This is a genomic window from Segniliparus rotundus DSM 44985, from assembly GCF_000092825.1.
Taxonomy (GTDB): domain Bacteria; phylum Actinomycetota; class Actinomycetes; order Mycobacteriales; family Mycobacteriaceae; genus Segniliparus; species Segniliparus rotundus.
Map to the genome: position 1 here is coordinate 314979 of NC_014168.1, position 23665 is coordinate 338643.

At 68.8% G+C, this 23665-nt stretch carries 25 protein-coding genes; 17 read left to right on the plus strand and 8 right to left on the minus strand.

What is annotated here, in order from left to right; translation table 11 throughout:
- Nucleotides 1-25: 25 nt before the first annotated feature.
- Together lysX and rraA are read right to left on the minus strand one after the other, a co-directional pair.
- Nucleotides 26-3301, minus strand: a complete 3276-nt coding sequence (gene lysX / locus SROT_RS01695) for a bifunctional lysylphosphatidylglycerol synthetase/lysine--tRNA ligase LysX (protein ID WP_013137279.1) — start codon at nucleotides 3299-3301, stop codon at nucleotides 26-28.
- Between the two features lie 23 nt (nucleotides 3302-3324).
- Complete coding sequence (rraA, locus tag SROT_RS01700; RefSeq protein ID WP_013137280.1) at nucleotides 3325-3807, minus strand: ribonuclease E activity regulator RraA; 483 nt, start codon at nucleotides 3805-3807, stop codon at nucleotides 3325-3327.
- A gap of 96 nt (nucleotides 3808-3903) precedes the next feature.
- Here rraA and SROT_RS01705 point away from each other — a divergent pair, with 96 nt between their 5' ends.
- Complete coding sequence (locus SROT_RS01705) at nucleotides 3904-4365, plus strand: GtrA family protein (RefSeq protein WP_013137281.1); 462 nt, start codon at nucleotides 3904-3906, stop codon at nucleotides 4363-4365.
- Here SROT_RS01705 and SROT_RS01710 read toward each other — a convergent pair.
- Genes SROT_RS01710 through glfT1 form a run of 3 tightly spaced genes read right to left on the minus strand, consistent with a single transcriptional unit; the run spans nucleotide 4345 to nucleotide 6952 of the window.
- Nucleotides 4345-4989: a hypothetical protein gene (locus SROT_RS01710; protein WP_013137282.1), complete on the minus strand. Its 645-nt coding sequence runs from the start codon at nucleotides 4987-4989 to the stop codon at nucleotides 4345-4347. The genes SROT_RS01705 and SROT_RS01710 overlap by 21 nt on opposite strands.
- Entirely contained in the window at nucleotides 4986-5966 is a 981-nt protein-coding gene (locus tag SROT_RS01715; protein ID WP_013137283.1) for a mechanosensitive ion channel family protein, read from the minus strand. The genes SROT_RS01710 and SROT_RS01715 overlap by 4 nt, the downstream gene beginning before the upstream one ends.
- 11 nt (nucleotides 5967-5977) lie before the next feature.
- Nucleotides 5978-6952, minus strand: a complete 975-nt coding sequence (glfT1, locus tag SROT_RS01720; protein ID WP_013137284.1) for a galactofuranosyltransferase GlfT1 — start codon at nucleotides 6950-6952, stop codon at nucleotides 5978-5980.
- A 100-nt stretch (nucleotides 6953-7052) separates the two neighbouring features.
- Between glfT1 and SROT_RS01725 the strand changes: the two genes are divergently transcribed.
- The 7 genes from SROT_RS01725 to SROT_RS01755 all read left to right on the plus strand — a co-directional run bounded on the left by SROT_RS01725 (nucleotide 7053) and on the right by SROT_RS01755 (nucleotide 12603).
- Nucleotides 7053-7235 (plus strand): antitoxin, encoded by a 183-nt coding sequence (locus SROT_RS01725; protein ID WP_013137285.1) that lies wholly within the window; start codon nucleotides 7053-7055, stop codon nucleotides 7233-7235.
- 222 nt (nucleotides 7236-7457) lie between these two features.
- Nucleotides 7458-7907: a 50S ribosomal protein L13 gene (gene rplM / locus SROT_RS01730; protein WP_041407555.1), complete on the plus strand. Its 450-nt coding sequence runs from the start codon at nucleotides 7458-7460 to the stop codon at nucleotides 7905-7907.
- The gene (rpsI, locus tag SROT_RS01735) at nucleotides 7904-8464 is read left to right on the plus strand and encodes a 30S ribosomal protein S9 (RefSeq protein WP_013137287.1); all 561 of its coding nucleotides are present in this window, start codon (nucleotides 7904-7906) and stop codon (nucleotides 8462-8464) included. Before rplM ends, rpsI begins: the two co-directional genes overlap by 4 nt.
- Nucleotides 8465-8480: 16 nt before the next feature.
- Entirely contained in the window at nucleotides 8481-9842 is a 1362-nt protein-coding gene (glmM, locus tag SROT_RS01740; RefSeq protein WP_013137288.1) for a phosphoglucosamine mutase, read from the plus strand.
- A 219-nt stretch (nucleotides 9843-10061) separates the two neighbouring features.
- Nucleotides 10062-10400 (plus strand): hypothetical protein, encoded by a 339-nt coding sequence (locus tag SROT_RS01745; RefSeq protein ID WP_013137289.1) that lies wholly within the window; start codon nucleotides 10062-10064, stop codon nucleotides 10398-10400.
- Between the two features lie 25 nt (nucleotides 10401-10425).
- Nucleotides 10426-12096 (plus strand): hypothetical protein, encoded by a 1671-nt coding sequence (locus tag SROT_RS01750; RefSeq protein WP_013137290.1) that lies wholly within the window; start codon nucleotides 10426-10428, stop codon nucleotides 12094-12096.
- Between the two features lie 9 nt (nucleotides 12097-12105).
- Entirely contained in the window at nucleotides 12106-12603 is a 498-nt protein-coding gene (locus SROT_RS01755) for a hypothetical protein (protein WP_013137291.1), read from the plus strand.
- Nucleotides 12604-12614: 11 nt separating this feature from the next.
- Here the strand turns inward: SROT_RS01755 and SROT_RS01760 are convergent, their stop codons facing one another.
- Nucleotides 12615-13445 carry a dienelactone hydrolase family protein gene (locus tag SROT_RS01760; protein WP_013137292.1) on the minus strand — a complete coding sequence of 277 codons (831 nt, stop codon included), beginning with the start codon at nucleotides 13443-13445 and terminating at the stop codon, nucleotides 12615-12617.
- Between the two features lie 18 nt (nucleotides 13446-13463).
- On the opposite strand from SROT_RS01760, the gene SROT_RS01765 reads away from it, so the two are divergent.
- The 9 genes from SROT_RS01765 (at nucleotide 13464) to SROT_RS15905 (ending at nucleotide 21909) form a co-directional block, all read left to right on the plus strand.
- A complete protein-coding gene (locus tag SROT_RS01765) occupies nucleotides 13464-13796 on the plus strand; it encodes a hypothetical protein (RefSeq protein ID WP_013137293.1) in 333 nt (110 codons plus the stop codon).
- A 67-nt stretch (nucleotides 13797-13863) separates the two neighbouring features.
- The gene (gene glmS, locus SROT_RS01770; RefSeq protein ID WP_013137294.1) at nucleotides 13864-15714 is read left to right on the plus strand and encodes a glutamine--fructose-6-phosphate transaminase (isomerizing); all 1851 of its coding nucleotides are present in this window, start codon (nucleotides 13864-13866) and stop codon (nucleotides 15712-15714) included.
- 45 nt (nucleotides 15715-15759) lie between these two features.
- The gene (locus SROT_RS01775; RefSeq protein WP_013137295.1) at nucleotides 15760-17298 is read left to right on the plus strand and encodes an NAD(P)H-hydrate dehydratase; all 1539 of its coding nucleotides are present in this window, start codon (nucleotides 15760-15762) and stop codon (nucleotides 17296-17298) included.
- Nucleotides 17295-18488, plus strand: coding sequence for an alanine racemase (gene alr / locus SROT_RS01780; RefSeq protein ID WP_013137296.1), 1194 nt, complete (start codon nucleotides 17295-17297; stop codon nucleotides 18486-18488). The genes SROT_RS01775 and alr overlap by 4 nt, the downstream gene beginning before the upstream one ends.
- Nucleotides 18481-18918, plus strand: a complete 438-nt coding sequence (gene tsaE / locus SROT_RS01785) for a tRNA (adenosine(37)-N6)-threonylcarbamoyltransferase complex ATPase subunit type 1 TsaE (RefSeq protein WP_013137297.1) — start codon at nucleotides 18481-18483, stop codon at nucleotides 18916-18918. Before alr ends, tsaE begins: the two co-directional genes overlap by 8 nt.
- A gap of 43 nt (nucleotides 18919-18961) precedes the next feature.
- Nucleotides 18962-19669 carry a tRNA (adenosine(37)-N6)-threonylcarbamoyltransferase complex dimerization subunit type 1 TsaB gene (tsaB, locus tag SROT_RS01790; protein ID WP_013137298.1) on the plus strand — a complete coding sequence of 236 codons (708 nt, stop codon included), beginning with the start codon at nucleotides 18962-18964 and terminating at the stop codon, nucleotides 19667-19669.
- Nucleotides 19666-20130, plus strand: a complete 465-nt coding sequence (gene rimI / locus SROT_RS01795; protein ID WP_013137299.1) for a ribosomal protein S18-alanine N-acetyltransferase — start codon at nucleotides 19666-19668, stop codon at nucleotides 20128-20130. Before tsaB ends, rimI begins: the two co-directional genes overlap by 4 nt.
- Entirely contained in the window at nucleotides 20127-21146 is a 1020-nt protein-coding gene (tsaD, locus tag SROT_RS01800) for a tRNA (adenosine(37)-N6)-threonylcarbamoyltransferase complex transferase subunit TsaD (RefSeq protein WP_013137300.1), read from the plus strand. The genes rimI and tsaD overlap by 4 nt, the downstream gene beginning before the upstream one ends.
- A gap of 7 nt (nucleotides 21147-21153) precedes the next feature.
- Nucleotides 21154-21909, plus strand: coding sequence for a DUF3800 domain-containing protein (locus tag SROT_RS15905; RefSeq protein ID WP_013137301.1), 756 nt, complete (start codon nucleotides 21154-21156; stop codon nucleotides 21907-21909).
- Between the two features lie 350 nt (nucleotides 21910-22259).
- Here SROT_RS15905 and orn read toward each other — a convergent pair whose 3' ends face one another.
- Entirely contained in the window at nucleotides 22260-22868 is a 609-nt protein-coding gene (orn, locus tag SROT_RS01805) for an oligoribonuclease (RefSeq protein ID WP_013137302.1), read from the minus strand.
- A 2-nt stretch (nucleotides 22869-22870) separates the two neighbouring features.
- The gene (locus tag SROT_RS01810) at nucleotides 22871-23656 is read right to left on the minus strand and encodes an SDR family NAD(P)-dependent oxidoreductase (protein WP_013137303.1); all 786 of its coding nucleotides are present in this window, start codon (nucleotides 23654-23656) and stop codon (nucleotides 22871-22873) included.
- Nucleotides 23657-23665: the final 9 nt, after the last annotated feature.

Sequence of the window (23665 nt, forward strand, 5' to 3'; positions counted from 1 at the left end):
GGCCGCCTCGTGCGGCTTGAGCTGGTTATTTCGGTTTGACGAGCGGGAACGCCAAAGTCTCACGGATAGTGCGCCCGGTCAGCAGCATCACGACACGGTCGACGCCGACGCCGAGCCCGCCGCTTGGCGGCATGGCGTGCTCCAGCGCCGCGAGGAAGTCTTCGTCGAGTTCCATCGCCTCCGGATCGCCGCTCGCGGCCGCTTCGGACTGGGCCTGGAGGCGGCGGCGCTGTTCGACGGGGTCGTTGAGTTCGCTGTAGGCGGTCGCGAGCTCCATGCCGCCGACCACCAGATCCCACCGTTGCGTGACCCCAGGGCGGTCCGGGTGCTGTTTGGTCAGCGGGGAAACCGACAGCGGGAAGTCGCTGTAGAAGGTCGGCGTGGTCGTCGTATGCTCGACCAGGCGTTCGTACAGCTCCAGGAGCAGCTGCCCGCTGTCCCAGTCGGGGCGGCATTCGAACCCCCGCTCGACAAGGTGCTGGCGCAACTTCGCCGCCGGGGTGTGCTCGTCCACCTCGTCCCCGAGCGCCTGCGAGACCGCGGTGAGCATCGGGATCATCGGCCACGGCCCTGGGGCGGCGAGCAGGCCCGCGTGGCCGACGGCCTGCGCGCTGGCGCGCAGCATCTGCTCGGTCAAGTCCCGCATGCCTCGGTAGTCCGAATGCGCCTGGTACGCCTCCAACAGGGTGAATTCGGGGTTGTGGGTCGCGTCCACGCCCTCGTTCCGGAAGACTCTGCCGATCTCGAAGACTCGCTCCATGCCGCCGACGAGCAGGCGTTTGAGGTACAGCTCCGGCGCGATGCGCAGGTACAGGGGCAGATCGTACGCGTTGATGTGGGTGCGGAACGGTTCCGCGTTGGCGCCGCCGTGGACTCGTTGCAGGACCGGCGTCTCGACTTCCAGGAACCCCTCGCCCCACAGCTGCTCGCGCAGTGTGCGCAGCACCGCGCCGCGCTTGGCGAGCGCGTCCCGCGCCTGCGGGTTCGTCATCAGCTCCACATGCCGCAGGCGCACTTTTGCCTCCGGGTCCGTGAGGCCCCGGCGTTTGTCCGGCAACGGGCGCAGGCATTTGGCGTTGAGCCGCCAATCCCGCGCCATGAGGGACGCGGTGCCGGTCCTGGAAACACCGGGCGCCGCCTCCACGCTGATCAGATCCCCGAGGTCGATCTCTTTGCGGAACGCGTTGAGCTTGCCGTCGGGCAGCTCGCGCTCCTCAAGGACCACTTGCGCGGCGCCGGAGCTGTCGGAGAGGTCGACGAACACCACGCCGCCATGGTCGCGCTCGCGCAGCACCCGACCGGACACCCGCACCTGCCGCCCGGAGCGGGAGCGGCCCGCCGCCAAGGCGTCGCGGACGGTGGAAGTCGGCGGCTCGCACTCGGGGTACGGGTTCACGCCTTGTTCTTTGAGCCGTTCGAGTTTCCCGATCCGCACCCGCACCTGCTGCGGCAGGCGCGGGTGGTCCTGCTTGTCCTCCTCGGGCAGCGCGGTGGCCGCGAGGAGGGCTTCGGGCGGGACCGGGTGCTGCCCCCTCGGCTCGGATTTGCCGCCGAACTTCGGCACGACCAAAAAGCCCTCGGCGATCCCCGAAGCCATGGCGACCCGGGGCACCACGCGCGCCTCTTCGAAGCACACGTAGCGCGGAACCCATTCCGGCCCGAACCGGTGGTTGAAGCGGTACATCGCCTCCAGCTGCGTCCAACGTGAGAAGAACAGGAGCACGCCGCGCCACCAGCGGATCATCGGGCCCGCGCCGAGTCGGGAGCCTTCTTCGAAGGCGTTGCGGAAGACGGCGAAATTCAGCGAGATCTTCGAGACACCGAGCTGTTTGGCATGCAGGGCGAGCTCGCAGATCATCAGGTCCATCACGCCGTTGGGGGATTTCGGGTCCCGTCGCATCACGTCGAGCGAGACTCCCGAACGGCCCCACGGGACCAAGGAGAGCAGCCCCACCACGTCGCCGTCCGGGCCGAGCGCCTCCACGAGCATGCAGTCCCCGTCTGTGCCGTCGCCGAGCCTGCCCAGCGCCATGGAAAAGCCGCGTTCCGCGCCGATGCGCCACTGGTCCGCTCTGCGCACCGTGGCGGCCAGCTCCTCTTCGGACAGTTGGCTGTGACGGCGCACGCGCACAGTGATCCCGGCGCGGCGGACCCTGGTGACCGCTTGGCGGGCCACTTTGCGGGCGGGGCCGTCGAGGCTGAAGCTGCGCGGGTTCAGAATCGCCTCGTCGCCGAGCTGGAGCGCGGAAAGGCCGGCCTCGCGATACGCGATGGCGCCGCGTTCGCTCGCCCCCATGACAGCGGGCGTCCAGCCGTAGCTCTCGCAGGTCGCGAGCCAGGCTCCGATGGCGCCCTGCCAAGAGCGCTCCTCGCCGATCGGGTCGCCCGAGGCGAGGCACACGCCGACCTCCACCCGGTAGGTGAGGGCAGCTTTGCCGTTGGGGGCGAAGACCGCCGACTTGTCCCGCCGCGTCGCGAAGTAGCCGAGCGAGTCGTCCTCGCCGTACAAGGACAGCAAGCTCCGGATGGAGCGTTCCTCCTCGACAGTCAGCGTGCTGGCGAGCCGTTGGGAGCGGAACAGAACGATGATCGCGGCGATGAGCGCGAACGCGCCGAACAGCCCGAGCAGGGTGTTGACGAAGCCGTAGGAGTAGCCGCTGAAGTCGTGTCTCTCGAACGCGGTGAAGATGACGACCCGGTTGAGGGTGTAGGCCAGGCGCTCGTCCGGGGGCACCGTGTGCGGGAACGCCTCGACCAGCGCCCAGCCGAGCCCGGTCGCGACGAGGAGGCCGATGAACAGGGCGACCAGGGCGCGCAGCGGCGCGACGCGGCGGACCTTCGTGCTGAATTCCCCGTGCGCGGCCAGGAGCAGCGCGACGGCCGCGCAGTGCGTTGCCAGCCCGATGATCGGCCAGAGCCGTTCCCCGTCCAGCAGTTGGACGACGTTGTACCACGAGAAGACGACGAGGGTCACGAGCAGGGTCAGCCAGGCCAGGCGTTTGCGCTCGGCGAGCGCGGCGGCGAGGATGCCCAGCACGAACGCCCAGGCGAAGCTGGTGTCGGGGACGGCGAAAAAATACGTGTCCAGGTAGACGCGGGGGGTTTCCGCCCAACGACGCAGGTGTGGGGAGACGCTGAAGAGGAACGAGAGCACCGAGAACGCGGCGATGGCCATCCCGGACCGGTGCGGCACCAGATGCAAAGGGCCTTTGCGTCTGCGCTTGTCGCCCGCGGCCGGCCGAGGCGGACGCAGCTCGCCCCTGGCGCCTGTTTTTTTCTCCTCGACTGCCCCTGCTGTCATCGCTGATTCGCTCCCTGTGCCGCTCAGCGCTCTGTGAGCACGATGCCGTCCTCGTCGCTGTGCAGGAGGTCGCCGGGGCGGAACACGACCCCGCCGAACTCCACGGGCACGTCCAGCTCGCCCGCGCCGGTCTTGCCGCTCTTGCGGGGGTTCGAGCCCAGCGCCTTGACGCCGAGGTCGAGCCCCGCCAACGCCGCCACGTCGCGCACTGCTCCATTCAGGACCAGGCCCGCCCAGCCGTTGTCCTCCGCCAGCTTGGCGATGACGTCGCCGACCAGCGCGGTGTGCACGCTGGCGGAGCCGTCCACCACCAGCACCGCGCCGTTGCCCGGCGTCGAGAGGGTGGATTTGATGAGCGCGTTGTCTTGGAAGGCGCGGATCGTGCGCACCGGCCCCGCGAACTGGCGGCGGCCGCCGTATTGGCGGAATTGCGTGTCGCAGCTTCGGACCTGCTCGCCGATCTGGTCCACGAGATCTGCGGTGGGAGTAAAGTTCACAGCGGTCATACAGGTCACTCTAGTGCTGCCGTGTAAAGAAAAGCTGAGAGGATTCGCCATCTCGTGCGCTCCGCTCCCGAACGGTGTGCGTTAAAGTCAAGGGCCGTGCCGGACGACTCCACCGCAGGACTGCGGACCCAAGCCCTTCGATTCCTGGTGACAGGCGTTTTCTCCGCTGTCGTGGATTATGGTCTGGTCATGGCGCTCTCCCAGCTCGGGGCCGCGCCGAACGCCGCGAACATCGTCGGATTCGTCGTGGGCACAACTGTGGCGTACCTGATAAACCGGCGCTGGACGTTCCAGGCGGAGCCCAGCGCGAAACGGTTTGCGCAGGTGGCCCTCCTCTACACGGCGGCGTTCCTGTTGCGGGCCGGCATCTTCGCCGGCGCCTTGGCGCTGGCGCGGTCCTGGGAGGTCTCGAAGTTCCTCGCCGAGTCGGGCGCGTGGGTCCTGGCCCAGGGCACGGTCACGGTGATGAACTTCCTCGTGCAGCGCATGGTCATCTTCCGCGCGCCCGCGCGTCTGCCGGACGCGCCGGGCCAAGCCTCACGGCCGGGCGGAGCTTGATCCCGAGCTGTGGCCCTCCTCGCCCGAGGCTGTGCGGGAGCGGGTTTGGTTCGGCCTCGGCTCGGCGGAGCCGCTCGGGCGCGAGTCGGCGGGGGTGGTGGCGGACCCTGTGGCCGAGGGCGCCGTGGACGTGCTGGAATCGTCTTGGCCGCGCGGGCGCGAATGACGGGGCTCAGGACCGTCCGGGCTGTCCGAGGAGTTCGGCGAACCGGAGGTGCTTTCCGAGCCGGACGGCGTGGGCGACGTCGTGGGGGTGGAGGTCTCGGTTGTTTCCGGGCGCCGGGTGCTCGTGGGCTGCGTCGGGCGGTATTGGTATTGCTGGCTGGTCGGCACCTGCGCCGGAACCGTCCAGTTGCCGTCCGAGCCGAACACGGCGTTCGTCGGCGGGGCCCACGGTTGCGCGGGGCTCTGCGCGGTCGGAATCGGTTTTTTCGACACGTCGAGAATCACGTACAACAGGAGCAGCGCGAAGGTCGAGGTGCGCAGCCTGCCGCCGAAAAGGGTCGCGGGCACCCGCCGTTTCGGCTCTTCCTTCGGTGTTTGGGCGGTGATTTTCGGGAATCGCCAACTTGGTGACTCCTCCACGAAGGGCCGTTTGCGTGTGGCGTCTTTCTGCTCGCTCATCGCACACGCTCCTGCGGCGCGGTGTCTTCTTCGGGCCGGGGCGGGCGGACGGTTTTCTTCGACGCGTCCTCAGGCTGCGCCGGGCCTGGGCTCGCCATGGTCGCGATGCCTTCTTTGCGCAGGTCGCTGAGGATTCGTGCCCGCAGCCTCCGGCTGAGGACGAACTGTTGGCCGGGCACGGAGTTCGCGACGATGCGCATGCTGGTCCGGTCGAGTTCGATGCTCTCCACCCCCGTGTACACGGGCTCGCCGCGCAACAGCGTGGCCAGGTTCGGGTCTTCTTTGGCCGCCGCGCAGATCTCGACCAGCTTCTCGCGCACGAGCCCGATGTCCGTCGAGTTCGGCACGGGGATGTCCACCACCGCCTGCGACCAGTCCTTCGACATATTGGTCGATTTCACGATTTGGCCGTTGGGGACGGTGAACAGCTGTCCCTCGGAGGATCGGAGCTTGGTCACGCGCAGGGTCACCTCCTCCACGGTGCCGACGGGGTCGTAGGTCGTGCCCAGGACGGACAGCTGCACCAAGTCGCCGATGCGGTACTGCTTCTCGGCGATGATGAAGAACCCGGAGAGCAGGTCTTGCACGATGCGCTGCGCGCCGAAGCCGAGCCCCGCGCCCGCCGCGGTCGCGGGGACGGTGAGCCCGGTGAGGTCGAATTCGAGCAGTTTGGCGATCCGCAGCCCCGCGACGAAGTACACCAGGACGGTGAGCGCCCAGGCGATCGTCGCGGCGAGGGTCTCGCGTTGGCGCGATCCCTCGCTGCGCACGCCGGAGTGCTTCTGCGAGAACAGGCCGCCTCGGCCGAAAATCCCCGCCGCCCACCGCAAGAAGCGCGCGAGCAGGACCGCGGCGATCATGGCCATGACGATCCGGACGCCGCGGGTGAGCATCCAGTCGCCGAAGTTCTGCACGCCGAATTTGGCAAGCCACTTCGTCCATTCGCTGTACGCGGGGGCGCTGAGGTTGGCGTGCACGTCTGCTGACTTTAGTCGACCGGAGCCGCCGGGCTCGCGCGCTGGTGCCGTTGGGGCTCGCGATCTCCGAAACGCTCCTGGCGGCCGATTCGGCGCAGCCGCGCCCATTCTCGAAAACCGCCGAGGTCGCGCCGGGTGACGAGGAAGAACCAGCCGAATCTCGCCCATTCCTGCGCCACGAGTTTCCGCATGCCCCGTTGGGCCTGCAAATACCCCCGGTTGCGATAGGTGTAGAAGCGTTTCACCTCGTCGGACGGGTATTGCGCGTGCATCGCGCCGCCCAGGATCGGCAGGAACTCGTCCGAACCCTGCGGATGCAGGTACGCGGCGTGCAGACAGGTTCCGAACCGCAGGCCGCTCTGGACGAGCCGCCGGTGGACTTCGACCTCGTCGCCCCGCAAGAAAAGGCGCAGGTCGGGCACGCCGACGGCGAACAGCGCGTCGGTTCGGAACAATGCGCCGTTGAACAAGGAGGCAATGCCCGGCAGCAGCTCCTCGTCCCCGAGCTCGGACCTGCGCCTTCGCCAGCGCAGCCCGCGGCGGAGGGGGAACGCCAGCCGGTCCGGGTCGGCCTCGTCCACCACCGCGGGGGAGACTTCGGCGAGCCCGTGACGGCGCGCGCAGCTCAGGAGCGCGCCGAGGGTTTCGGGGCTTTCTGGGCGCCCGTCGTCGTCGGCGAGCCACACCCAGTCCGCCCCTTCGGCCAGGACGGTCAGAATCCCGAGCGCGAACCCGCCCGCGCCGCCGAGGTTGCGCTTCGAGCCGATGTAGCGCGCGGTGGGCCACAGCTCCGCGACGAGTTCGGCGACTTCCTGCTCCGCCGCGTTGTCGACGACCACCAACCCGGCCAGCGGCGCGGTCTGGGCCTGCAGGGCGGCCAGGGAGCGGCGCAGCGTGCTGGCGCGGCGGTGGGTGACGATGACCGCCCAAACGCGCTCTGTGCCGAAAGGACGCTCTGGGCTCAAGGGAGGTGACACGCAGACCATTCTGCTCAATCCTTCTGCGGGTATGCTCATGGAGTGCCCCGGCAGGTTTCGGGCCGGGGCGACACGACATGGTCACAAGACATGCAGAGAGGGAAGCGCTATGCCTGGATTTCTTGAAAAGGTGAAGAGTTTCATCAAAAAAGACCCCGCGAAGGTCGAGCAGGCCATTGACAAGGCGGGCGACCTGATCGACAAGCAGACGCAGGGCAAGTACGCCGACAAAGTGGACAAGGTCCAAGACGTCGCGAAAAAAGCCGCGGAAAAGGTTTCCGAGGGCGAATGACCGGCGAGCCGGGCGGGCGCGATGTTCGCTCCGCCCGGCTGCGCGCGGCGGCCGCAAGTGCGGATTTGACCGGGTCGGCTCCGAGCCGGTACGATAATTGATCGGTGTTGCGGACCTCGTGCGCCCTCGAACAGTCTATTTTCGGCTGATCCAGCGGCGGGGGGCTCTGCCGAAGAGACATATACGACCGTTTGAGACCCGAGGTGTTCCCCCTTGCCCACGATTACACACACCACATACAGCCCGAAGGCTGCCGACCTGAACCATCAGTGGCATGTCATCGACGCGACCGACGTCGTGCTCGGCCGGTTGGCGGTGACTGCGGCGACCCTGCTGCGCGGCAAGCACAAGCCGACGTACGCCCCGCACCTCGACAACGGCGACTTCGTCGTCATCGTGAATGCCGGGAAAGTCGCCCTGACCGGCAACAAGCGCGCTGACAAGCTGGTGCACCGCCACTCCGGCCACCCCGGCGGCCTCAAGACCCGCAGCATCGGGCAGCTGCTCGACAGCGATCCTCGCCGCGTGGTGGAGAAGGCCGTCAAGGGCATGATCCCGCGCAACAAGCTGGGCCGCGCCGTGGAGCGCAAACTCAAGGTGTACGCAGGCCCGGAGCACCCGCACCAGGCCCAGCAGCCCGTGCCGTACGCCATCACCCAGGTTTCGCAGTGAGCGCGGACGAGAACCAAGGCCGTGCAGTGAGCGAGGAGCAAGAGACAGTGACCGAGGACTACCTGACCGACGACGAAAACGCGGCGCTCGACGCCATCGAATCGGCCGAAGACGAAACGCAGGGCGCGGGCAGCGCCCCCGCGCGGGAGAAGGCCCCGCTGCGCGAATTCACCGAAGAGATCATCACGGTCGGCCGGCGCAAGGAAGCCGTTGTGCGCCTGCGCCTCTCCCTCGGCACCGGCAAGTTCACCTTGAACGGCCGCAGCCTTGAGAATTACTTCCCGAACCGGGTCCACCAGCAGTTGGTGAAGTCCCCGCTGGTCCACGCGGACCGCGAGGGCTCGGTCGATGTGCGTGCCACGCTGCACGGCGGGGGCATCTCCGGCCAGGCCGGCGCGTTGCGCCTCGCCCTGTCCAGGGCGCTGATCGAGGCAAGCCCGGAGGACCGTCCCGCCCTGAAGGTCGCGGGCTTCCTGACCCGCGACGCTCGTGCGACCGAACGCAAGAAATACGGCCTCAAGAAAGCCCGGAAAGCCCCGCAGTACTCGAAGCGTTGAGCTTCGCCGTCTTCTTATGACAGCACTGTTCGGCACCGACGGTGTTCGTGGTGTCGCGAACACCGAGCTGACGCCCGAGTTGGCGTTGACACTCGGATCTTTAGCTGGCTCGAGGTTGCGCGGCGAATCCGGTCTCGCCGTGGTCGGCCGCGACCCCCGCATCTCCGGCGCGATGCTCGAAGCATGCGTGTGCGCTGGGCTGGCAAGCTCCGGCGTGCGCGTGCTCCGGGCGGGCGTGCTGCCAACTCCCGCGGTGTCCTGGCTGGTCAAAGATCTCGGAGCCGATCTCGGCGTGGTGGTCTCCGCGTCGCACAACCCCATGCCGGACAACGGGCTCAAGTTCTTCGGGCCTGGCGGCGGCAAGCTCGACGCGGAGACCGAAAACCTGCTCGCCGCCGATGTCTCGCGCGTCAGCAAGGGCGGCAAGGCGAGCTGGGGATGGGGCGAAGGGGAGCGGCCCACCGGCGCGGGCGTCGGAGACCTCGTCGATTTCCCCGAAGGCGCGGCGCGCTATGTGTCCCGTTTCGCGCCGATCACCCCGAAAGCCGGGCAGTTGCGTGTGGTCGTGGACTGCGCCAATGGCGCGACTTCGCGTTTGGCGGCCCAGGTGTACGAGGCCACGGGCGCCGAGGTCATCACGCTCAACGCCGAACCGGACGGGCTCAACATCAACGACCGCTGCGGTTCCACGCACCTCGACGGCCTGCGCGCGGCGGTGTTGGAAGAAGGCGCGGACCTAGGCCTCGCCCATGACGGGGACGGGGACCGCTGCCTCGCCGTCGCCGAGGACGGCGACGTGGTGGACGGGGACGCCATCATGGCTGTTCTGGCGCTCGGCCTGCATGAGCGCGGCCAGCTGCGCCATAACAAGCTCGTGGTGACCGTGATGAGCAACCTCGGTTTGCACATCGCGATGCGCGCGGCGGGCGTCGAGCTTGAGGTCACCCAGGTCGGCGACCGGCATGTGACCGACGCGCTCCGCGAGGGCGGCTACTCCATCGGCGGCGAGCAGTCCGGCCACGTCGTCATTCCTGAGCTGGGGGAAACCGGCGACGGCATGGTCACCGGCCTTCGTCTGATCTCCCGCATTGTGGAGAGCGGCAAGAGCCTTTCCGAGCTCGCTTCTGTCGTGCAGGTGTATCCGCAAGTCCTGGTCAATGTGCCGGTGGTCGACAAACTCGCCGCCGCCAGCGATCTGTCCGTGCTCGACGCGGTCGCGTCCGCGCAGGAACGCCTCGGCGGCAAAGGGCGTGTGCTGCTGCGGCCGTCCGGCACCGAGCAGCTGGTCCGTGTCATGGTCGAGGCCGAATCGGCGCTGAGCGCGCACGAGGTGGCCGAACAAGTGGCTGGACTGGTCCGCGCCACCAATCTGAAGTAGTGTGCGCCGAGCCCGGCGACCGTTCCTTCGCCCCCGGTCCCTCCTTGTTCTCGGGTCTGCGTTCTGCCGTCTCCGCCTCTCGCGTCCCGCTCGGCTTCCGAGCGCGCCCCGGGGCGGAAAAATATTCGAGGGAACCAAAGCGCTCCCCGAAACGTCCAACAGAGCAGAACCACGATATGGCAGAACAAGACAAGGAGAGGGGCGAGAGCTGTGGCGGACATGCAAGCAGCGGAGGTGCGTCGCATCGGCGCGGCGGTCCAGGGGGACGGCAACCGGGTCGGGCAGATCGGGGCCGATGTCGCCGCCGCGGCAGAATTGCTGGCTTGCGCGCTGAGCGACACTCCGGTGGCCCCGCAGGCGCACGGCATGTCCTCCGGTTTCGGCCAGCTCGCGGAGTCGATGAACCAGTACCACGACTACCTCGCCGCATTCGGCCAGGCGCTGATCGCGGCCGCCGCGACGTACGAGAAGACCGACGAGCGCAACGCCCGCGCGTTCGCCGCCGGGGACAGCGCGAGCGGTCAGGCTGGGGCTGCTTTCCTCGGCCACAACAACTGAACGACCACGGGGAAGGGGAAACATCATGACGACTGCTGCGAAGACCGGGCACGACCTGATCCAGGACGGCGCTTTGGCCCTTGGGTTCCAAGCGATCGACCAGGTCGTCGCCGCAGCGGACGCGCTGCGCTCGATCGGAGTCCAGTGCCAGGCCCATGCCTCGGGAACCGACCTTCGGCGCCGGTACGAACAGTGGGGTCCGCTGGGCGTGCAAAAGATCGCTCGGGCCGCCGAGCTTCTGGACAACGCGAGGACGGGCCTGGAAGAGCTTCGCGCCGACGCGGGCTCGGCCGCCGACCGCTTGGCCGGAGCCTGGGCGGACACGGCGGGCCGCGCCGCGTGCGAGAACTATCAGGCGGCCTCGGCCCGCGCCGACGCCGATCTGGCCAAGGTCGGGCAGTCCTCCCGAGCGCTGGGCGTGTACCACGGCGCTCTCGTCCAGCTGCTGGACAGCTTGCGGACACAGGCCCAGCTCATCCTCGACAACCTGCTGGCCAGCCTCGGCCAATACCGGACCACCGACGCTGTCCTCCAGGCGGTGCGGCAGGTGCAGGACGTGATGGGGCAGCGGCCTGCCGCGCCGAACGCGCGGGACGTCGTCGACGCGATGCGCCAGCAGCTGCAGAACCAAGTGGCCACCCCGACCGAGTACGCGGCGGCGCAGCTGCGGCGGCTGCTCGACATGGCGCAGCAGCAAGGGGCTGCGGCGACGGAGCTTGTCGCCAGCGCGCTGCGGGGCGTGAACACGGACCCGTACCTGGCGCCCGAGTTCCCGGTCGCCGACGAGCCGGACTGCGGTTGCCTGGGCGACCACGACGAGAAGAAGCCCGAACCCCCAGCAACCGTTGCGGCCGCGCAGTCCCTCCCCGCAGCGGGCGGCTGGTCGGGCGGCGGACCCAGCGGTTCTCCCGGAGCTTCCGGCGGCGCTCAGGGTTCCGGGGGCGCTGATGCTCCTGGCTCATCCGGCCCTTCCGGCAAGGGCGTCGGCCCGGACGACTCCGTCGAGGGCGACGAGGCGGCGCACGCTGCGGGCCCAGCAGGGGACGACACGGCGTCCGAGGAGAGCGCCAGCGCTCCTGACCTTGGCTTTCTCGGCGATATCGGCAGCGCTGTGGGTTCGGCGATCGGCAGCATCGCGGACGCGGCCGGTCAAATCGTCACGGGCCTCGCAGGCGCGCTCGGTTCCGGGGTCGGGGCGGTCGGCACTGCGCTCAGCGGCACAGACTTCTCGAAGCTCGACGGCGACGACGCGAAGAACGCGACCGAAGCCTCGGCGGACGAGTCCGTCGCAGCGGACGAAGCAGAGGATGACGTTGACGCGGAGTCTTTTGACGTGGATCCCGACGCACAGGGCGCTTCCGGCTCCGGTCTCGACGCAGAAGCCGACTTGGACAGCGCGGAGGAGGCCGGTGACGATGCGGCTTCACTGTCCGCGCACAGCCCGACGGCCACGCCCGAGAACGACGCTGCGTTCGCGCAGCCTGCCGGCGACGCGTGCCCGGCGGCCGCGGCGCGCCAGCACGCCGAGCCGATGTCTGCCGCCGGGCCTGCCCAAGTCGGCCACGGCGAGTTCGAGATTGCGGCGAACCAGCTCCAGGCGCCCGCCCCGAAGGAAGACGCCGCCGAGCGGCGGGCAGACGCCGTTCCGGCGACCACGCCGGTCTCGGCCCAGCCCAGCACAATCCCGAGTTTCTGAGATATCGCCATGGACGCCGCAGAACAGCTGTACCACCTGCAACGAGAGAACCAGAAACAGATCCAGCAGCTGCAACACGACACAACCCAAGGTTTCGCCTACCTGCGCAAAAGCGCAGAGGCGTCGGCGCGCGGAGTCCGGCAGAGCCTCAGCGCGACCGGGCCTGTTTCCTCGCGCTCAGCGGACCGGGGCTGGGATTCGAGCACGCGGGACGTCGGCGGACCAACAGCCCCGCAACAGGCAAAACCTTTCGTCGAGCCCATTCCAGCTGGGGCGCCCGCCGAGTTGCGCAACATCCTGATTCGCAACCAGCACATGGAGCTGCGGTGGCAACGCGAATTCGCCGCCCGTCTCCGACGTGCTGGCGAGGACCGCGCCGCTGCGCCGCAGCGGCAGGCGGGCCAGGTGAGACAAGCCGAGCAGCGGCGGGCAGCGCAACCGGACGCGCGCAAAGGCCGGGGCTGGGACGACAGCACCCGCCGGATCGGCTGGTCTGCGCAGGATTAGCTGGAGGAGCGTCAGCTCAGGAGCGCGCGGAACGCGTTGACCGGATTGCGTTCGACGGCGCTCGCGTCCAGGGGCGCGGCCCCCGGTAAGGACGCGTCGGGGTCGGCGAACGCCGCGTAGGTCTTGTCCTTGGCCAATGTGGCGAGCAACCAGCCGGTGAGCTGCGCGTGCGCCACGCTCCGCCCCGCGCCGAGGTCGAGTTCGAACCAGCCCCGAGGGCCGCGCCGTTCCGGCAAGTCCTCCGGCGCGAAGTCGGGAATGGCGCGCAGCGCCGCGACAGCGCCCCAGGCGAGCGCGAGTTCGGTCGCGTTCGAGGTGAGCGAAAGCTCCTCCCCGACGGTGGTGAGGATCAAACCGGCAGCGGCCACGTCCTCGGCGGCCTGGACCGTCGCTGCTGTGGTCTTGCTCGGCCACAGTGCCGCGACGGCCGCCACGCTGGGGTCTTTCGCCGCGGCGAGCACTGAGGCCGAAGCCCCGAGGCCATGCCCGACGAGCCCGACCCGCTGCGCCCGCGCCTGGTTCGCGCCGATGCTGGCGGCGCGGACAATCTCCACGGCCCGGCTCAGGTCAGCCGCGAAATCCTTGTCGCTGGCGAACAGGCCGCGGTGCGCGCTCGGCGCAGCCACGATGAAACCCCACGAAGCAAGATGGCGCAAGGTGCGATGGTAACGCTTGGGATGCGCCATCCAACCATGCGCGAACACGATGGCGGGCAGATTCGAGCCGCTCACCGGGGAGAACACAAGCCCAGGCAGCCCGGCGGCTCCGAGATCGCCGCGCGCCACTCGGTTCGGCCCGGTGCGGGCCAAGCGGGCAAGCAGCGGTTTCGGATTTTTCGCCATGGACGTATCCTAGCGCGGATGAGCAAGGCCGAGAAGAGCATCACCTGGACGCTCTGGGCGCTCTTGCTCATCGCCAGCACGGCCGTCGGTGTTTTCGGCTTGGTGATCGGGACCATCGACGTCGTCCTCGTCATCATCGGGGCCGCCAACGGCCAAGACGTGGACGGCTGGGCCTCGCTGGCGTGGTACTTCGTGTGCGGCGCGCTGCTCGTGGCGCTGCCCTGGTCGATCCTCGGCGCGGTCGTGGCCATGGCCCGGCGGCGAAAGCGCGTGTGGTTTTGGCCCGTCGCCGCGCTCGGCGTGGTGGTGCTGCTGGCGTCCGGGCTGGGACGCATGTGCGGTGTGCTCTAAGACCGTGTCTCCCGCGCGGCCCGCACGTCGTTAGGGATTTGCCTCGGATTCACCTAACCTAGACGGCATGTGCGGCATCATCGGCTACGTCGGGCACCGGCAAGCGAGTCCAGTCCTGATGGAAGCATTACGCAGGATGGAATACCGGGGCTACGACAGCGCGGGGGTCGCCGTGGTCGCCGACGACCGCACCCTCGCCACGGCGAAGAAAGCCGGTCGCATCGCGAACCTGGAACGCGTGCTCGCCGCCATGCCGCAGGTCCCCGGCCAGCTCGGGATGGGCCACACCCGGTGGGCGACGCACGGTCGCCCCACCGACCGCAACGCCCACCCGCACCTCGACCCCGCCGGCCAGGTCGCGGTCGTGCACAACGGGATCATTGAGAACCATCTGCGTCTGCGCATGGAGCTGGAAGCGGAGGGTGTGGAATTCGCCAGCGACACCGACAGCGAGGTCGCCGTCCACCTCGTCGCGCGCGCGGTGGCCGACGGCCCGACAAAGGGCGACTTCGTCGCGAGCGTCCGCTCGGTCGTGCAGCGCCTGCACGGGGCCTTCACCCTGGTGTTCGCCCACGCCGAGCATCCGGGGACGATTGTCGCCGCACGGCGCTCCACCCCGCTCATCCTCGGCGTCGGCCAGGGCGAGATGTTCCTCGCCTCGGATGTCGCGGCTTTCATCGAGCACACCCGCGAGGCGGTCGAGCTCGGCCAGGACGAAGTCGTGGCCATCACCTGCGACGGCTACCAGATCTGGTCCTTCGGCGGCGAACAGCGCACCGGCAAGCCGTTCCACATCGACTGGGACCTCGCGGCGGCGGAGAAAAGCGGCTACGAGCATTTCATGCTCAAAGAGATCGCCGAACAGCCCCAGGCCATCGCCGACACCCTCCTCGGCCACTTCGACGGGGGGCGGGTTGTGCTCGACGAGCAGCGCTTCACCGACCAGGACCTGCGGGACGTGGACAAGATCTTCGTCGTCGCCTGCGGCTCCGCGCACCTTTCGGGGCTCATCGCCAAATACGCCATCGAGCACTGGACCCGGCTGCCGGTGGAGGTGGAGCTCGCGAGCGAATTCCGCTACCGAGACCCGGTGTTGGACAGCTCCACCCTGGTGCTCGCCATCTCGCAGTCCGGGGAAACCCTCGACACCCTCGAAGCGGTCCGGCACGCCAAAGAACAAGGCGCGAAAGTCCTCGCCATCTGCAACACCAATGGCGCGCAAATCCCCCGTGAAGCGGACGGGGTGCTGTACACGCACGCCGGCCCCGAGATCGCCGTCGCGTCCACCAAGGGCTTCATCACCCAGGTCGTCGCGAACTACCTCGTCGGCCTCGCCCTGGCGGGGGCGAGGGGCACCAAATACCCCGACGAGGTCGCCCGCGAGATCGCCGAACTCGAAGCCATCCCGGACCTTTTGCGCCATGTGCTGGGCCAGATGGAGCCGGTGCGCGAACTCGCCACACAGCTCTCCGGGGCCTCGACGATCCTGTTCCTCGGCCGCCACATGGGGTACCCGGTGGCGCTCGAAGGGGCGTTGAAGCTCAAAGAGCTCGCGTACATGCACGCGGAAGGCTTCGCCGCTGGCGAGCTCAAACACGGGCCGATCGCCCTGGTCGAAGAGGGCGTGCCGATCGTGGTCGTCGCACCGCCGGTCAAGTCCATGCTGCACGCGAAAGTGCTCAGCAACATCCAGGAGGTCCAGGCGCGCGGGGCGCGGACCATCGTCATCGCGGAAGAGGGCGACGACGCGGCGGCGCCGCACGCCGACCACCTTTTTACCGTGCCCGCCGTGTCCACGCTCTGGCAGCCGCTGCTCGCGGTCGTCCCGTTGCAGGTCTTCGCGGCCCAGGTCGCCATTGCTCGGGGCCTTGATGTGGACAAGCCGCGCAACCTCGCGAAATCTGTCACGGTCGAGTAGCCGCCCGCCTGCCTGCCGCGGCGCGACCGATTAGGGTGGACCCTGATGCCTTCTTATTATCCGGCGGCCCTGGTCAAACGGGCGGACGAGTCGTTGATCCGAGCGCTCGCCCCTGGGGTTCCGATGCGCCGCGCCGCGTTCGGCCTGGCGCAGGTGGTTTTGCGCGAACTGCGCGATCATGCCGGGGGCGCGGTCGGCCAGAAGGTTTGGTTGGTCGTCGGCGTCGGGGACAATGGCGCTGACGCGCTCTGGGCAGGGGCGTTCCTCAAACGCCGGGGCGTGGACGTGCGTGCGCTGCTGCTGAACCCGCGGCGCGCGCACCCTGCGGGCCTGGCCGCGTTCCGCCGCGCTGGCGGGAAATTCGTCGACGACGTGCCCGACGCGCCCGCCCCGTTCGGCGGCGGGCCCGGACGCGGCGTTGTGGTGGACGGGGTGGTCGGTTTGTCCGGGAAGGGGCCATTGCGCGGGCACGCTGCGGAGATTTTCAGCAGGCCCAGCGGGCATCGGGTCGTCGCAGTGGACCTTCCGAGCGGCGTCGACCCGGACACCGGGGCGGTGGCCGGGCCTGCCGTCACAGCGGATGTGACGGTGGCGATGGGGGTGTTCAAACAGGCCCATGCCCTCAACCCTGGGCGCTGCGGCCGGTTGGAACTGGTCGACATCGGTTACCCGGAAGCCGGTTTCGGCCCGTTGGGCGTGCTCGACGGGGCGCGCGGCCTGACCGCGTTGGGGCAGGAGCGCCTCGCGGCTCTGCTGCCGGCGCCGGGACCGGGGGACGACAAATACACGCAGGGCGTGCTCGGCGTCGTCGCCGGATCGCCGACATACCCCGGAGCCGGGGCGCTCTGCGCCTCGGGGGCGCTGGCGACGACCTCGGGCATGGTGCGAGCCGTGGGCCCAGGCGCGAAAGCGCTCGTCGCCGTGCATCCGGAACTTGTGGTGAGCGAGGACGTCGAATCGACGGGACGGGTGAACGCCTGGGTTCTCGGCCCGGGCGCGGACGAGTCCACGCGCGCGCTGCTGTTGCGCGCGCTGGCCACGGATCTGCCGGTCGTCGCGGACGCCAGCGCGCTGCGCCTGGTCCCCGACGCGATCAAACGCCGGTCCGCGCCGACGGTCGTCACCCCGCACGAGCGGGAGTTCGAAGCGTTCGCGGGCCGCCCGGTCGGTGCCGACCGGGCGGCTGCCGCAGCGGCGTTGGCGACCGAGTGCGGGGCGACAGTGCTGCTCAAAGGCCACGTCACGATCATCGCGGAGCCGGGCGGGCAGGTTCTGGTGAACATCGCGGGGAATTCTTGGGCGGCCACTGCGGGCTCGGGCGATGTGCTTTCCGGCATGATCGGCGCATTGCTCGCCTCGGCGGCCGCCGAGCACGCGGCCCCTGTCGCCGCTGCGATCCACAGTCGCGCCGCGGCCCTCGCCGCGGGCGCCGAGCCCGGAGCCCCGATCACCGCCAGCGCGCTCGCCGCGCGCATTCCCGACGCCATCCGCTCCGCGCGCGCGAGCGGGCTTGCGCGGCGGACTCCCAGCGTGCGGGCCGCGGGGCGGACAGGCGATGGCAACGCGATAGGGTCATACCCATGATCCCCGCGGTGCAGGCGACGGTCGACCATCATGCCATCGCGCACAATGTCCGGCTGCTCGCCCAGGCTTCGGCCCCGGCTCAGGTCATCGCGGTGCTCAAAGCCAATGCCTACGGGCATGGCGCTGTGCCGGTGGCGCGGACCGCCCTTGCCGCTGGCGCGGCTCAGATCGGCGTCGCGACCCTGGCCGAGGCATTCGAGCTGCGTCAAGGCGGGATCGAAGCCCCGATCATCGCATGGCTGCACGCCTTCGACCCAGACGAGGCCGTCGCCGTGTTCGCCGAGGCGATCGCTTCGGGGATCGAGCTGGGCGTTTCCACTTCGTCGCAGGTGCGCGCTGTGGCCGAGGCGGCTCTGCGGGCCGACCAGCTCGCCGTCGTCGCGGTGAAGGTGGACACGGGCTTGAACCGAGGGGGCTTCGCGCGCGGAGAGTGGCGCAAGGCCTTCGCCGATCTCGCGAACGCGGAGGCGGCCGGGGCGGTGCAGGTGCGCGGGGTGTTCAGCCACCTCGCCAACGCCGACCGGCCCGAATACCGCACCAACGCCGAACAGGCGAGGAGCCTGCGCGAAGCCGTCTCGTTCGCCCGCGCGGCGGGTTTGGCCCCCGAACTGGTGCACCTCGCCAATTCCCCCGCAGTGCTCACCCGGCCGAAAGCACTGGTCAATGAGCTGCCTGTGTTCAACGCGACCCGTCCCGGCGTCGCGGTGTACGGGCTTTCCCCCATTATGGGCCGGGATTTCGGGCTCATCCCGGCGATGACTTTGACGGCGCGGGTCGGGTTGACCAAACGGATCCACGCAGGCGACGGCGTCTCCTACGGGCACGACTTCGTCGCCGCGTCCGACACGACACTGGCGCTTTTGCCCATCGGTTACGCGGACGGGCTGCAACGCGCGCTCGCGGGAAAATTCGAGGTGTCCATCGGCGGGCGGCGTTATCCGGGGGTGGGCCGGGTCTGCATGGACCAAGTGCTCGTCGATCTCGGGCCGGGCGAGCCGAAGGTGCGCGAGGGCGACACCGCGGTCCTGTTCGGGCCGGGCTCCGACGGGGAGCAGACGGCCGACGACTGGGCGCGGGCGGCGGGCACCATCAACTACGAGATCGTCACCCAGCTGCGCGGCCGCGTGCAACTGCGCCACATCCACCAACGCGAGCCCGTCGACCAACTGCGCCATACCCATCATGCCTGAGCCGTCCGAGCGCGTTCTCGCGACTGCGCACGAAACATTTTCCCTCGGTCACGAGCTGGCCGCGCAGCTGCGCGCCGGCGACGTGGTGGTGCTCGTCGGCCCGATGGGCGCGGGGAAGACCACGCTGACCCGAGGCATCGCGCACGGGCTCGGCGTCAGCGGCAGGGTGCAGTCGCCGAGTTTCGTCATTGTGCACACCCACCCCCCTGCCCAGGGCGGTCTCGCGCTGGCCCATGTGGACGCGCAGCGGCTCGGCGGGCACGCCGAATTCCAGGCGTTGGAGCTGGAAGACGCCCTCGCGGCCGGGGTGGTCGTCGTCGAATGGGGCGAAGGGCACGCCGAAGGGCTGGGCTCTCGCGCGCTCGAAGTTCGGATCGAGCCCGACTGGGAGACCGACGTGCGCAGAATCAGCTGGTGGTGGCGACCATGACCGAGCTGGGCCGCTCCATTCGGGCCGCTACACTTGAGCAGCCATGCTTGCGCTGACTCTCGACACATCGACCTCGGACTCGTCCGTCGGGCTCGTGTTCTGGCCGCCTGGCGGAACCGGGTGGCGCACGCTGGGCGAGGAGCGGGTTCCGGGCAATGTCCACGTCGAACAACTGGCGCCGATGCTCGAACGTCGGCTTCGCGAGGCACGCGAGCGGCACGGGCAGGCAGGCGCGGTGCAGGCCGTTGTCGTCGGGCTCGGCCCCGGCCCGTACACCGGCCTGCGGATCGGGATCGCGACCGCCGCCGCGTACGGCGACGCGGCGGGGCTGCCGGTGCACGGGGTGTGCGGCCTCGACGCCGTCGCGCACGACGTCTCGCGCGCTGCCCCCGACGAGCAAGACCTGCTCGTCGTCGCGGACGCGAAACGCCGCGAGGTGTTTTGGGCCCGCTACCTCGGCGCGCGTCGGATCGGCCCGCTGGGGGTGTGCCCGCCAGCCGAACTGCCCGAACTGCTCGACGGCTGCGTCCCGCAGCTCGCCGCCGGGGCGACGCGCCTGTTGGACGGCACAGCGTTGCAGGACGTGCCGAGGTCCCCGGTCGCGGCGCCGTCCCCATGCGGCCTTGCCGCCGCCATCGCCCAGGAACTGCTTTCGGGGGCCGCGCCGGGCCCCCTGGCGCCGCTGTACTTGCGAGCGCCCGACGCCAAGCCCCCGGCCGCCCCTGCTGTGGCAAGGAATCTGACCGCATGACCGCGTGGGCGACTGTGGACGCGCTCAGAGAGGTCGATCTGCCTCGCGTCGTCGAGATCGACCAGCTGCTGTTCCAACAGGAGGGGCCGTGGACGCTCGCGATGTTCCAGGGCGACCTGAAGGCAGCCCACACGCGGTATTTCGCGGCGCGGGATCTGCAAGGGGCCGTCCTCGGCTTCGCCGGGGTGGCGCTGCTCGCCGACGCCGCCGAAGTCATCACCATCGGTGTGGACCCGGTTGTGCAGCGCACCGGCGCGGGCAGGGCGTTGCTGGGCGCGCTGCTCTACGAAGCAGAGGGACGTGATGTTTTCTTGGAGGTCCGCGTGGACAACGAGCCCGCCATCGCGCTCTACACCGCGGAAGGGTTCGAAAAAGTCTCGGTGCGCAAGAACTACTACCGCCGCGTCGGCAAAGACGCGGTGGTGATGCGCCGCCCCGCGGAATTCGGCGGTGGCGCGTGATCGTTCTGGGGATCGAGTCCAGCTGCGACGAGACCGGCGCCGGGATCGTGCGGGTCGAGTCCGACGGGGCGCTGACCTTGCTCGCCGACGAGGTCGCGTCCAGTGTGCGGGAACATGTCCGGTTCGGCGGCGTCGTGCCCGAGATCGCAGCCCGCGCGCATTTGGAGGCGATGCGCCCGACCGTGCGCCGCGCGCTGCGCGCCGCGCAGATCGACAAACCCGACGCCGTGGCCGTGACCGTCGGCCCCGGCCTGGTCGGCCCGTTGTCGGTCGGGGTGGCTTCGGCCAAGGCATACGCCCTCGCCTGGGGTGTGCCGCTGTACGCGGTGAACCATCTCGGCGGCCACATCGCGGTCGACCAGATCGAGCACGGGCCGTTGCCGCCCGCTGTGGCGCTGTTGGTGTCCGGCGGGCACACCCAGATCCTCAAGGCGCACAGCATGGTCGAGCCGCTGGTGGAGCTCGGAGCCACCGTGGACGACGCGGCGGGGGAGGCGTTCGACAAAGTCGCGCGGCTTTTGGGGCTCGGCTACCCCGGCGGGCCGGTGGTGGACGCGCTCGCGCAAACCGGCGACCCGGACGCGGTGCGGTTCCCGCGCCCGATGACCGGGCCGAAGGACGCGCGGTACGACTTCTCGTTCTCGGGGCTGAAAACGGCGGTCATCCGCTACCTGCAGGCCCACCCGGACGCGGAAAAAGCCGACGTGGCAGCGGGGTTCCAAGAGGCGGCCGCGGACGTGCTCACCGCGAAGGCCGTCGCCGCCGCGAAAGAGCACGGCGCGAGCACCCTGGTGCTCGGCGGCGGCGCGTGCGCGAACAGCCGGATTCGGGGGCTCGCGCAACAGCGGTGCGCGGCAGAGGGGATCGAGCTGCGGGTGCCGAGGCCGAGGTTGTGCACCGACAACGGCGCGATGATCGCGGCGTTCGGAGCCGGGTTCGCGGCGGCGGGCGCGAAGCCGTCGCCCTCGGACGTTGGGCCGTTGCCGGGCCTGGACGTGGGCGTGAGCCTGCTCTGATCGTGTCGTGTGCCACAATTTCCCTTGGGAAAATTATGCTTATGCGGTGTTCCTGGCATATTTGGACGAGTCATATGACGAGCGGGTTTACTGGATTGTGGCGGTAGCCTGCCCCTCGGACTGCGTCATTCCGCTTTCTGTCGCGCTTGACGAGGTTGTTGCTGCTGCTGTTCGTGATTTTCCTTTAGAAGATGAAAATGCAGAGCTGCATGGCTACGAGCTCTTTCAAGGTAAGGGGCATTGGGCGCCCTTGGCAGGCAGGCTGCGTGCGAGAATTCGAGTGTACCGAGACGCGCTTGCTGTTTTTGAGAGTTTCCCTGAGGTGCAGATTTTTATTCGAGGGATTGACCGAGAACGGCAGAGACAGAGATATAGCAAAGTAGTGCATCCGCATGTGGTTGTGCTTGGGCATCTACTCGAACGGCTGGATGAACACGGAGAGGGCCGCCAGGCTCCGATCCTGGTTGTCGCGGATGAGATTGCCGATGCGAAGGAGCACAAAACCCATCAAGGGCACCTTTGGCATTATCAACGTGCGAGCACGTCTGGATATCGGGCGCGAAAACTGAACTGGATAGCCGACACGATTCACTTCGCGCCTTCGAACTTCAGCCGATTGTTGCAATTAGCAGATCTCGTCGCGTACCTCAACTTCCGGGTGCACAGCGGCAGAGATAAAGACCCCAGGGCGATTGAGACGAATGAAATGCTGTGTTCTCTTTACATGCCGAGGGTTCGGCACCGTTTGTGCTGGTGCCCGTGAAGCACATCGACCCCGCCGAGGCGGGGTCGAAGGCGGACAGGCATCGCTCTAAGAACGATGGCCTAGTACCAGGATAACGAGAACATCAGACAACGTGGGGAGGCTGCCCGGAGTTTTCTGTCACAAGGTTCTTGGCGAAACAACTCGAGAACGCGACCAGCTTGTGCTGTTCGGGCTGAAAGCAGGGGGCGGCGGTAGCCATTTTCCATGCAGCGGCACCGCGTCCGCCTCTCGACTCTCTTGTCCGCAGGGTGACCTGCTCCAGCTCAGGCTCACACCAGAGTGCTCCTGCAGCACGTTCCGCATTGCGAAGAGTTCAATCCCGACAGGGCAGAACAGTTCCGGGCGGCTCAGCCCGTTGTCAGCTCTTTGACGACCGATTCGATTTCCTCGCTGCTGGGGCCTGGTTGCGCGACGAATGCTGTGGACCGGTAGTAGCGCAGCTCGCGCACCGATTCGACAATGTCCGCGAGCGCCCGGTGGGCGAGCCCTTTTTCGGGTTGGTTGAAGTAAATCCTCGGATACCAGCGCCGCGACAGCTCTTTGATCGTGCTCACGTCCACCATGCGGTAGTGCAGCCACGCGTCGAGCTCCGGCATGTCTTTCGCCAGGAAAGACCGGTCGGTGGCGATGGAGTTCCCCGCCAGGATGGCGGTGCGCGGGGCGGGGAAGCGTTCTTTGACGTAGGCGAGCACGCGCTCCTCGGCTTCGGCGAGGGACAGCTCGGAGGCGCGCACGGCTTCGGTGAGCCCGGAGCTCGCGTGCATATTCGTCACGTACTCGTCCATCTGGGCGAGTTTGTCCTCCTCGGCGTGGATCACCAGGTCGATCCCGTCGTCGATGATGTTCAGCTCGCCGTCGGTGACCAGGGCGGCGATCTCGATGAGCTGGTCGAAGCCGGGGCGCAGCCCGGTCATCTCGCAGTCCACCCACAGCAAACGGTCTTTCGTGTCGCCCATGCTCACTTGCCTCCGTAAAAGCGGTACATGGCCCTCGCCCACAGCGGCCTCGGGAGGTAGTTCGCGAGCGCGGACTGGACCTTGTGCGCGGCGATGGGGGCCACCCGGAGCTTGTTGCGCGCCACGCCCTCGACCGCGGCCTTGGCGGTTTGTTCCGCGGTGGCGCACAGGAAGCCCGGCACGCGCGTCAGCGGGCCGGTGAGCAGTCCGGTGTGGACGACGCCAGGGGCGAGCAGGGTCACATTGACGCCACGTCCGCGCACGTCGAAGTGCAGGCTTTCGGCGAAGGTGTTCAGGAACGCCTTCGTCGCCGAGTACGTCGTGGTGATCGGCGCGGGGCCGTTGCCCGCGATCGAACCGGTGACGACGACGCCGCCGGAGCCGCGTTCGAGCATCTTCGGCAGCGCGGCCAGGACGACCTCGTAGGCGGCCACGACGTTGAGCTCCACTTCGGCGCGCTCGAGCGCCGGGTCGAGTCTGCCGTGCCACAGGCCCGCCGTCACCACGCCCGCATTGCTGACCAGGACCGACACGTCCATCTCGGCCAGCTCGTCGAGGAACTTCCGGCGCGCGTCTCTGTCCACCAGGTCCACTGCGCGGATCTGCGCGTCCACGCCGTGCCGGGCGCGGATCTGCTCGGCCGTCTTTTCGAGCAGCTCGCCGCGGCGGGCCACCAGCAGCACCGGGCGCCCGAGCGCGGCGAGTTCGAAAGCGATGGCTTTGCCGATGCCGTCCGAGGCTCCAGTGATGACAGCGGGTTGCCCTGGGGCAGGCGGCGGCAGTGGCATGAGGCTCCT